The organism is Nitrospirota bacterium (assembly GCA_030645475.1).
GTDB lineage: Bacteria > Nitrospirota > Nitrospiria > Nitrospirales > Nitrospiraceae > Palsa-1315.
Map to the genome: position 1 here is coordinate 1 of JAUSMA010000039.1, position 11,046 is coordinate 11,046.

At 61.7% G+C, this 11,046-nt stretch carries 8 protein-coding genes; all 8 read right to left on the reverse strand.

What is annotated here, in order from left to right; all coding sequences use genetic code 11:
* The coding region (locus Q7U76_08425; protein MDO8356397.1) for a hypothetical protein at positions 1–658 on the reverse strand (658 nt) is incomplete at its 3' end.
* 7 nt (positions 659–665) lie between these two features.
* Entirely contained in the window at positions 666–4,496 is a 3,831-nt protein-coding gene (locus tag Q7U76_08430) for a hypothetical protein (GenBank protein MDO8356398.1), read from the reverse strand.
* Between the two features lie 4 nt (positions 4,497–4,500).
* The gene (locus tag Q7U76_08435) at positions 4,501–6,054 is read right to left on the reverse strand and encodes a hypothetical protein (GenBank protein MDO8356399.1); all 1,554 of its coding nucleotides are present in this window, start codon (positions 6,052–6,054) and stop codon (positions 4,501–4,503) included.
* A complete protein-coding gene (locus Q7U76_08440; GenBank protein MDO8356400.1) occupies positions 6,047–6,928 on the reverse strand; it encodes a hypothetical protein in 882 nt (293 codons plus the stop codon). Before Q7U76_08440 ends, Q7U76_08435 begins: the two co-directional genes overlap by 8 nt.
* Positions 6,928–7,272 carry a hypothetical protein gene (locus Q7U76_08445; protein ID MDO8356401.1) on the reverse strand — a complete coding sequence of 115 codons (345 nt, stop codon included), beginning with the start codon at positions 7,270–7,272 and terminating at the stop codon, positions 6,928–6,930. The genes Q7U76_08440 and Q7U76_08445 overlap by 1 nt, the downstream gene beginning before the upstream one ends.
* 9 nt (positions 7,273–7,281) lie before the next feature.
* Complete coding sequence (locus Q7U76_08450; protein MDO8356402.1) at positions 7,282–7,587, reverse strand: hypothetical protein; 306 nt, start codon at positions 7,585–7,587, stop codon at positions 7,282–7,284.
* 40 nt (positions 7,588–7,627) lie between these two features.
* Positions 7,628–10,147, reverse strand: a complete 2,520-nt coding sequence (locus Q7U76_08455; protein ID MDO8356403.1) for a phage tail protein — start codon at positions 10,145–10,147, stop codon at positions 7,628–7,630.
* A gap of 36 nt (positions 10,148–10,183) precedes the next feature.
* The coding region (locus Q7U76_08460) for a baseplate J/gp47 family protein (GenBank protein MDO8356404.1) at positions 10,184–11,046 on the reverse strand (863 nt) is incomplete at its 5' end.

Here is an 11,046-nt window from a genome sequence, read left to right on the forward strand (position 1 = left end):
GCCATGCACGAGGGAACGGCATAATGCCGGTCGCAGCATTCGGACTCGACGCCGAATCTGTCGCACGATCTGAATCGCACCATCCGCATCGCTGCAGCAATATCATCCCATCCTGCTCTCCTACTGCCTGCAGGATCACATCAAGACTGTGCGTGACGATAAGATGCTGGAACGCCTGCGCCAACGTCTGGGAACCGATGCCAAGATTGAGCAGATACCCAAGGAGCACACGTCCGGTTTGGAGAGCCGTCGATTCTGGCTGCCATCCCGGCACGGCCAGACGCCAATACCACGCTCGCCTAACCCTGCCGGCATCGCCCTGCGCCAGATGTCGGATGAAGGTGACGACAGCATCGAGTCGATCGTGAAAGTAGACGGCCAGCGCATCCGCGGCACGAGGATCGTCGCCATGGACGGCATGACGTGCGAGTTCCGCCACTTGTGCTTCAAGTTGACGCGCAACCAGCGCGGCGCTTTTGTCAGAACGAAGGACTCCCAGCGAGAGGGATCGAATCAGCAACAGTCGTTCATGGTCTGTTCCAGGGAACGATGCTGTGCGCAAGGCATCTTCGAGAAGCAATGCTCCCCGGCGAATCAGCGGCTCCGAGCCTCCCCGAAGCCGCGCGGTCCTGATGCGACGTGCAACATCAACCGGCATGGGAACCTCACCGAGCACGAACAATTGCGACGGCCGCCTGCGTAAAGTGCGCCACGGCCTGCGCTGACAGCGTGACCGACGGGAGAGCCGTCTGCATGACATGCGCGATGGCTTGCCGATTACCGACATCTTCGACCAGCCCCTGAGCCACAATCTGCGATCCGGCGTACAGAGACACATGCATGCCGACTCGTACCGCTCCCGGACTAATCACGAGCGGAATCCGGCTCCCGGGCTTCACCGTCGTGGGTTTCTCGACATGCCCCGCAATAATTTGGTTGACCGGCGCATGACTGGCCAGCAAGAGACACATTCGAACCAGATCGTGCATCAGCCCGACCGCCTGCGTATTTCTGGCATCGACCTGGCCATAGAGCCAATCGGCGAGCGTTTGCATGGACCGGCGTGCCAGTGGCTCGACCTCGGCCCATCGGGGCAATGTCGATAGATTGCGCAGATTCGCGGGTGCGTCAAACTGGCTGAGCCGTTCCGCCCATTCCAATCGTAGAACAGGACGCACGTCGCCGAACTGCGCGTAGAGACAGGCCGCGACATTGGCCATGTCGGCCAACTCCCGTGAAACCTGGGTCGTCAGCTCAGCTTGCCCATGACGCCCTTCGAGCACATCGCCCAGCGACAGCAAGTCATGGGCATGGCTGAGCATTTGAGTCCAGCTGGTGTTCGCGAGCTGACTCGCGTCGAATCCTGAAAGATCGAGACGCCGCTCCATCACTACCGATCGTTGAGCCGCATAGACCCCGCTGACCATGAGCCCCAGCCGATCGCCTACACCCGAGGACACCACAGTGGCTGCGCCCTCGGCAAGATCGGCTGTGCCGAGCGCTTGCAGGCTAGCCTTTGCCTCCACAATCGTCCGTTGGAGCATGTCCACGCGGTCCAGTTTCTCCAACAATCCAGGGAAACGCGGGAACCACTTGACCGGCGCATGGCGAAACAAGGCCACCATCGCACGCAATGCTTGAGGCACCTCTTCATGCCCGGCCAAACAGGCCGGCACGGGAGACTCCGCCAACCCGGGATCGAGCGACCGCATCGGCACATCCATCAACGCGGTCTTTTGACGAGGACGCACGAAGGCATAACACGAGACCTGCTCGCGAAGGATTCGTTCGCGCCGGTCGTTGATCCCATTCACACGCGCCGACTCTTCCGCCAACAAGGCGCGAGCCACACCGACATCGTGCCGCGCCTCGGCCAATTCCTGGCCCACCACATGCAGCCGCTGATCGAGTCGGGACGCCACACCTTGCAAGGCCGCCAGCGCGGCTTGGCATTGGCCAATCGCCTGACGGTAGCCCGCAATTCGGCCTTCGACCATCCGCAACGTCGCCACGGTATGGTCTACGGCGCGAACGCCGGCGGAGAAAAATGCGCCTTCATCGCCGTCCGTCGGATCGGGGTCATGCACCCCTTGCAAAATCTGCCCGGCAAGGTTGCCGTCTCGAATCTCTTTGACCGTCTTCTCGACCGGCACCCGCTGTCCATTTCGCGTTTCCAAGAACCCCGGAATCCGGACATCCTCGATATTTAAATCGATTTGAGCCAAACTGGACACCAGATCGAACTTCGAAGCCACACTGAAGTTCTTGGCTTCAGGAGCCGGCGGTTCCTTCAACCGTTCGGCCACGGACACCGTTCTGAAGTCGAGCGGCTTTCCAATAATCGGAGCCTGATTCACCACGTCTTGGGCATTGGCCACTTTCTCGGTCAATGCTGATTTCACAAACGCGCCGCTGGACTCCTCCTTCACCACCTCGGCCACCGACGGCGTCCGTGCCAACTCCACTGCCCCCACCCCACCAACCAAACCGGGGAACTGCACGCCACGATCCAATGTGATCCCTGCCCCGACCGACAGGCCTGAATGGACATTCCCACCGGACAGGGCTGCGGATAAACCGGACCCGCTCCGGACGACGCTCGCCGCCTTCAGTCCCATTGCCGTCTTACTCCCGGCCGACGTAGCACGGAATGCTCCAGCCGCTTTCGTGTCGATCGCGCGCATGGGCCCCGTTCCGGCTGTCGGAACCGTACCGCCGCTTTGTTTGAGAAAGTTCGCCAAGTCCTCACGTGTCGCCAACGCACTCTCACCTTGGGCAATCGACGCGAGGGCCGGTGACGTCACAAGGCGGCTGGCCGCATCGCTCCCCAACATGATTTGACGCATGCGATAGATATTGGTCTGGACCTGCAAGAACCCGAAATCGACCGTGTCGTTGGCACGACGAATTTTCTCTTCAAGAAATTCGACGAACGGCGACAACCCCCGCTTTGACAATTCGGCCACTTCCGCATCGCTTAACGGCGTAGACGTATCGAGTGCGGTTCGTAAGGCTTCAAACGCCGTCACACTATAGGTCGGCGGGCCGGTTGCCGTGCGGGTTACGGTCGTTCCATAGGCATCTTCCGGCTCTGCCAAGGGCCCCGCGGTCCCGAGCAATGGATCCTCGGCCACCACTTCTGTCTCCAGTGCTTCCGGATCCGGGGCCTCATACACGAGGGGCGTTCCCACGATCGACCGATTGAGCGCGCTGGCCATCTCCCGCAGATCGGCACGCCGGCGCAGCCATTTCCCACGTACCTCGGCAAACTGAGCGATGGTCGCCTGAAATTCCGGATCGACTTGCGCCATCAGTAATAAGTCCGGCTCAAACGACGACTGGGGAACCGGAACCAATACGCGCACTCGTTCAGGACGAGTCATATTCAACGGCGCCAGGGACGCACAGGCCGTCATCATTGCGTCTAACTGCTCGATCGGAATCGGGGCGAGGTCCACAATGAAACCTTCGGGGAAGAACCGATTCGTCCACGCCCGACCCGTCGCGCCCGCGCTCCCCACAGCCAATGCATCTTTCGGCAAAAGTCCGGCTGGCGGAAGAAACCGGCAAGCCTGCGCGATCGCTTCAATCGATACCGACTCCGCCTGCATCTCGGCGACCTGTTCGGCAAACTGCTGCAACCGAGCCTGCCACACAAATGGTGTGCCAGACTGTGCCAACAAGCCCTGATGCCACGGGCGCTTGCCTCCCATCCGCACCACCGCGGCACTGTCCAGAAACGACACCACCCCGCCTTGCCCTCCGATCATTGCCACCGGCAACCCCACCAGGTTCCAGGGGGAATCCACCGAAGGGTTGCGTTGTTCCCAGTCGAAGAGGGCATAGGCCAGCCGATTCCGCCATTGGGCATCAAACGCCGGACGTGGCAGCCATGAGTCTTGCCATAGGACACAACACAAGCGGCAACCATCCACAACTTGCCAATCTTCGAAGGCAAAACTCTGAGGGTCCTGCTCACAGGGATCCGTGGGATCCGCATCGGCCACTTGCTCCACGACGACCGGCTGGAGCACCAACATGCCCACAACCGGATCTCCGGACGCCAAGAGACTCCCAAGCCTCTCGCCAACCGGCGCATCGCCGCTGGCCAAGCCAGGAACGATCACGGGAATATCTGCGACGCGAACCCGTTGCGGTCTGGCCACGACAACGTCTTCACCGGCAGACGTCACCCCATAACCTGGCAAGAGAACCACAATCTCTCCGCCCTCACTCCGCTCCAACACGACGTCCAAACCCTGGACCGTACCGCTCGACAGCATGGCTCCGGTTGCCGTGAGATGTCCGACCCGGCCGGTTTGTTCCACGGTCAAAATCGTATCGCTGAGGCTTCGCCCCGTATAGAGATGCGCACGCCGATTCCAGAGGGGAGCGACGGTCCGATCGAGTGGCGGACTGATCCCCAGTACCGATTCGCCAGGGAATGGCCGCTGAATCGGGCGAACAGGTTGCCGGGATCCTAGCGGTTCAGTCATACCATCACCCCTTTCTTCGCGAACGTGCTCGGCCACCAGTTCTTCTGGGCGACGAATCGCTCGCCGGCTTGACTGCTGGAGCGGTGGGTCCGGTTTCAGACATTGCGGATCGGCCCCCCTCAGCCGGTGTTCTCGTCGTCTCCCTGACTCCGAGGCTCTGGAAGCGCTCCACGGCTCCTGTCAAAGACACCGCGTTGCCGGCACGTTCGGCGCTGATCGAAAGATTGCGTCGGCGGACATACCAGAGCAATCCGGTCCCGGCATCAGCCGCCAGTTGGACCGCCTCCCGCCATGCCGCATCTTGTATGTTGCCCACGGGCGCAGGCGGCAGTATCACACGCGGTAACCGCAGACCCTGCAACAACTCGAGCGGCGAACGCTTGGCCACCAGACCCGGCGCCGCCAATTTGAACGGCCGACGAATCGCCGTCAAACGCGCCTTCAGCTCATCCAACTTGGTGCGATCCACCGGGACCAGAATCAGCACTGATGTCGAATCCTGTTCCTTCTCGCCAAGCGTCAGGTCGATCGGCGGCATCGTGAGACTTTCATCCAGCAACACCGGCACTTCATCGTCCGGAATGACCGACAGCTCCACCTCGATTTCCGGCGGAAAGTAGATTTGCGAAAAATCGGCTACATCGATGGATGCCACGGGAAGATGTCCCACGGGGGGTAATGCCAGAAAATGATCCGCCGCCGCGAAACGCTGTCCACGTGTACCGCGATCCCGCAACACATCTTGCAGCTGTGTTTCATACTGTTGCACCTGCGCGTACCGCAACGCTTTGGTCCCCAACCCCAGGCCCAACACTTCGCCCTGCCAGACGGCCAACTCCCGCCGCACAAGAAACGGGTCGAGCCATTGGACGATATTCCGGTCGACCGCAACCATGGCCAAGGGCAGGACGCCGGCCGGTAAACCGCGAGTCGCCCGTTCAACAAATACTTGATGTGCGACGCGCGCGCGCCGGCGATTCCACTCGCTGTGATCCCCTTCGTCGGGAAACGGAATCAATGTCGCCGCCGTCGCCTCAATGATCTCCCCATCCTCCACGGAGCGGGGCCCCGTGATGGAGGTGGGATAGGAGGCTATTGGATTGGCGGTAAATTCGACCGGCCTCAAGGCCAGGACAAAGAGCCCGGATCGGCTTCTCGCCGGATCGAGCGGGCGGACACTCAACCCCAACGCGGCATTGAGGCGTTGTGTTGAAGGAATATCCGCGAAATCCAAGGTCAGCCGCGCCGGAACCGATACGATCTCGCCGCTGGGCGTCACACCAAGCCCCGCCTCAATGTGGAGAGAGGTCGCGGTCCCGCCTTCCTCCACCATCAGCCCGTTGACGACACCAGCCCCCATGGAGCGGCCCAAATCGGCCTGTCTGGTTAAGAAATAGTTTTGGTCGCGCGTCAGATCCCGCGCAGTGAGAAACCGCCCATCGAAGTACTTGGGCCGACGCCGGCGCGTGTCCACAAAGAGCGTGTTCGATGCGAGCAACCGCTCCCGCTCGTCTGAACCGATGACTTCCCGCCGCGATCCTTTGCCTGCGTCAAACATGTCGTTCCTCCCCCGCCCACCGTCCAGGATTAAACACGATCGGGCGGATATTATTATCCACGCTCACCGCGGCCCCGTCGGTCCGCTCCGGTCTGGCGGCGGCAGAGGCCTGCGTCGCCGGCAGCACCAAACGCGCCAACAACAGCGCCGTCGTATCGTGCCCCGCCGCATGCTCCACCATCGGCGCCAATTGCCCGTCGAGCTCCTGCCATTGCGTCCCTTCCCGCCAGGCGTCGAACACCGTCTGGCGAATCGTGCCCGCCCGCAACACCGGATCGGCAATCCCCGAGACGTCCGGCCATTGATTGGCCGGCAGTGGCGGGTCGGTTTCCTTCCGAATCACGAGTGTCACAACATAGCCGTCTCGAATCCGCGACGGCACGACCGGATCCAGCGCCTCATAGGGCCCCGAGGCAAATGCCGGAGTTTTTCCCCGTTCACAGGCCACAAACGCCAAAAACACATCCACCACCACGCCGTTGAACGAGCCGCCATGAAACCCCTGAGCCAGATCGTCGCTGGCTTGCGCCTCGTACCATCGATTCAACCGGAGGCAGGCCGTTCGCGGCAGTTCGATCAATCGTCCCAATCGATCGATCGCCAATCCCGGCTCAACCCTGATTCGCTCGGGGCGCCCTTCCGGCACCAACGGATCATCGCCAGGCAGCAAGGCCGGCTCCCACGCCACACGCAATCCCGCAACCGTCCCGCTGCCATACAGATAGGCCAGGGCCCGCGCTAACCGTCCGCGGTGATAGGTCTGCTCGTCGAGAAAATCCTCGGCATCGAGCAGCACCCCGGTGGCATACCAAAGCCGATCCTGGGACTCGCCTTGAGATTGCGCCTTTGCCAGGGGATCCAATTCGAGACTCATTACGTTCCTCCTCTTCGTGGACGTTTCGAACCTTGCGGTTTCGTTGCCCCGCGTGGCCCACGAACCGGTCGTACGGGACTGGGACCAATCGTGCCAATCGGCCTGACCGGATCGACCGGGGTCACCGGCCTGATCGGAAGCACTGGATCGATCGGACCGATCGGGCCTACCGGTCCAATCGGCAGACGGACCACCGTCACCGTCTGCACATCCGGCGCACTCTGATTTCCCTGCGCATCGACAACCACCAGCTGAAATCGATGGGTTCCCACGGACAAACCGGGATCCACATCGATAAAGGGTTGATCGGTCGTGATCGGTCGACCGGGGACAAACGTCGCCACAGATGACTCCTATTCGACCAACGTCCAGATGAACCGCGCCACTTGTCCCGGAGCGGGATCGGAGGATCGTTGCCCGCTCATCCGGAACGGCCGACCGAAAGGAACGGTTTTCGGCGCATCCAGGACTGCCGTAGGATTGTCTTCGTCACGCACGATGATCTCCACCCGATCCGGAGTCGAACGGTTGCCGGAATCGTCGACGACCTCCAACTGAAATATGTGTCGCCCGACAGACAACGGCCGGTTCGGCGTCACATCGACCGAAATCACATTCTCCGCCGTCTCAATGGGTACACCCGCCTCAAAAATCGCCATGGTCTGTTCCTTTCATGTAAATGAACCGCTGCCGTTCTTGTTATGCCAACCATTCCCATACGTATTGAGCGAGGCGGCGGCCCTCAGCCGCCTGCGACGCGCTTGCATCTAGCTGAAACGAACGTCCAAACCCGACGGTTTGATCGATACCAGCTTCGGCTACCGGCGCCTGTAGACTCGGAGTCGGCGCGACCTCTACTACGGTTTCCATTCGAGGATCGAGACTCGGACTATGCACCAATACATCGCGCCGCCCCAATCGAGAACGCCCGACACGCACGGGACGAATCGGCTGGGTTGAACCGAGATAGGTATCGACACCGACCAACGAAGCCGCGCCGACGAGGAAAGGCTCCGACGCCGTCACCACTCGCACCGCAACATGCGCAGGCGACTCCAAGTTCACCACACGCTTGACCAGCCCCAGGTCTTGCGGATCGACCTCTTGATGCACCATTACTGTCACACGAAAGGCCAATCGATCGAGAAACGCCTCCACCGCCCGTTCTTCCCTCGCCGTCACATCCAGTTCGTCGGAAAAGAGCGCCAGAAACTCTCGGCGCTCCTCCTGTCCGAGAAACAATGAATCGCCCACCAGCGAATTCCCGCTGACGACCAACCCGCCCAAAAGCGGGTCCTCTTCGTCCGCAAAATCACCGCCCAAAATCGTCCCCATGGTTCGACGTAGCCGGTGGTCTTCCAGCACCACGATTTCGCCACTCGTCACCGCGCCACCGGTCGCCACATTGAGGGCCATCGTGAGGCCGTCGAGTGTTCCGCGTGTGCGATATAACTCCGGGGCCAACGCAATATGCTGCCGGCGGCGATCTTTGGGATAGGCCGAGTCGAACGCGACCCCGATCCAGCTGCCCAACCATTCCAGGGCTTCGTTCGGCGTCGTCCGAGGGTCCGTCAATAGATAAGCCGATGCAATGCGATCTTCGATGGGCGTCAGCACCCCTTCCATGTTGTCGAGGAATCGCTCCAGGAAATCAGACGGCGTCGCCGGCTCCCCAATCCGAAGTACGGCCTCCGCATCATCTCCAAACCGCGTCTCACGATAGAGTTCCGGCAAATATCGGTCGCGATAGGAAAACCGGGACGCATAGGCACGCACCGCAGCCACTTCAGGCGTCGCCCTTCCATTCCCGCTGAGCGCGACGCGGACCCACAGATACCGCCCTTTCAGCTGGGTCACGGCTCGATTGGCGCGCTGAATCAAGACGGTGAACAGCCCCGCCCGATCCCGCACCAAGGGGCAATTGAGCAGGCCGGGGTAAAACGGCACCTCCGACGCACTGGAGACCCAGGCTCCTTGCGGAACCCGCCCCTGTCGTCCTGTCACGCCCCCAAAGCCATGGGGATGCCAATCCTCTTCAGATGTGGGAGGCACGGCTTCGTCACTGGCCGCCACGGTAATCACCACCGCGCAATCGGCTGGAATTTCCGCTTCCACGTAAAGCCGATGCCAGAGGGTCTGTGAAGACCCGCTGTCCATCAGCGAGGCATTGCCGGCTTCTCCAAGCGTCGCAAAGGATGGGAGCGAGATGGGATATAAGCCTGCCGCCCCATCTACAGTCGGATAGTGAGGCGGGTCGCTGAGCCCCTGCAGGAACGGTCCGCCACTGTGATCGGTTAAGGGATAGAGATCCCCGACTGGCTCAGCCACGATATCGGACATGTCCGGGGTTGCGTCCGTCGGCATGGGATAGACTAAGGCTTCGTCGGGCAACCCGATCACCAGCACCGCAAGGCGGTCGAGTCCAACCCAGGCCACACTGTAGGGACGGCGAGCACCTTGCAGCGTAATCGCAGCACCACGCCACCCGGTGAGGTCCAACAATCGGACGCGGGCCTCTCTCCCCGAAGCCCAGATCAAGACCGCCACCACACCGTCGGCGCGGCAAGCCAACGCCACCGGCTGTTCGTCAGGCGCAAATACGACTGAGGCCGCGTCGAACAAATGCGGAGGATGCGGATTTTCCGCACAGGGCCTCACGGTATCCGGTGCATAGGGAGCGGAGGGACGGTCCGGAAAGGGCAAACCCTTGACGCGGCCGATTCGGCGTCGAATACGGTCTAAGACCCACACACCTCCCGAAGGATCCGCCGCCAGCCGCCACGCAACGCCTTCGGCCGACTCCAACGACTGCGGTGCCCAGCGAGCACGCGTGTCGTGCAGCAGAATGCGATGGCCCAACGCCACATACAACACGTCGTCGTAGCCCATCGCCACGTCAGAGGGAACTTGTCCGGTTGGAATCGGCACGATCGGAAACTGTCCAGGTCCTGCTCCGGAGGCGACTACCGCTTGCGCCGACGCATCCCACGAGGCGCGCATCCCGAATCGGTCCATCGTCTCCGGGACAGACTCCAAGCGAGACAAGGCTTGCGCCTCAACGACGGCTGCTTCCGCATCGCCGACGACGGCCATCGCCCGTCGCCCGGCAAGCCGAAGCCGCCGGCGAACCGGGTCATAGCCAAGCGCCGGCGGATCCCCCTCGATCCGCCATTGTGACGCATCGGCCAACAACCACTGTTTGAGCCCATTGGCATCCATTCCGAACGCCTCACGTTTCTCGCAAATTGCGACAGGTCAACACAAGTCAGGAACGACCGGCACGGCAATGCCCGTCTGATCGGAAAACGGATTCGGCACACCCCGCAGATCATCCGGCGCCTCATCACCCACCACCACCACCACGCTCAATAATTCCGGCAATTGCCAGGCCTGCAGCGGCATCTGCACCGTCCCCTCTGCCGTCACACGCGGGAACTTGCTCCACTCGGAGCCCTGCCGCTGAAACAGATTGATCGGCGCCACGCCACTCACTCCCGGCACACGAGCCACCACCACTTCCAACTCACGATCGCGCACCGGACGACCCAACGGCCACCCGGCTCCATCAACACCGCCTAGAGCCAATGGCCAGAGGTACCGCCGAAGCGCGTCGCGCACCTCGGCGACGACGCTTTCTCGAGACAGCCCGCCGAAACCAGCGCTGGTTTCGCCCCCGTCACCGCTGCCGAATCCATCCTTCACCGTAATCGCCACACTCACACCCAACGACACATATTCGCACCCGATCACATAGAGCTCTGTCCCGAGCGGGCGGCGTGGGTTGAGCATGCCATGCACCGCTTCGAGAAAGGGCCGGTCGGGCCTCGGATTCGGCAGACTCGTGCCGTCCTTGAACGGAATCACCATCACCGACACCACGCCGGGCACGTCAAATCGCCGTTGATGCGGCTTAAAGCGCGGCAGCACCTCCACACGCCCCATCCGCACGCCAGGCGTCCGCGCCGCTAATTCCTGATAATCGGTTTCCGTCACGGCTCGATCACGATGCCGGAACAATGCGGGAATGCGCCGCTCGGCTTCGGCCAACGTTTCCGCGTCGGCCCCGCCTTCGGTCTGCAAGGTCTGGGCAATCTTCAGTTTCGTCGTCACGATGGCTC

Coding starts and splice junctions, on each gene's coding strand:
- Q7U76_08455 (MDO8356403.1), bottom strand. CDS start 10,147: ATGGATGCCAATGGGCTCAAACAGTGGTTGTTGGCCGATGCGTCACAA.
- Q7U76_08440 (MDO8356400.1), bottom strand. CDS start 6,928: ATGAGTCTCGAATTGGATCCCCTGGCAAAGGCGCAATCTCAAGGCGAG.
- Q7U76_08435 (MDO8356399.1), bottom strand. CDS start 6,054: ATGTTTGACGCAGGCAAAGGATCGCGGCGGGAAGTCATCGGTTCAGAC.
- Q7U76_08430 (MDO8356398.1), bottom strand. CDS start 4,496: ATGACTGAACCGCTAGGATCCCGGCAACCTGTTCGCCCGATTCAGCGG.
- Q7U76_08450 (MDO8356402.1), bottom strand. CDS start 7,587: ATGGCGATTTTTGAGGCGGGTGTACCCATTGAGACGGCGGAGAATGTG.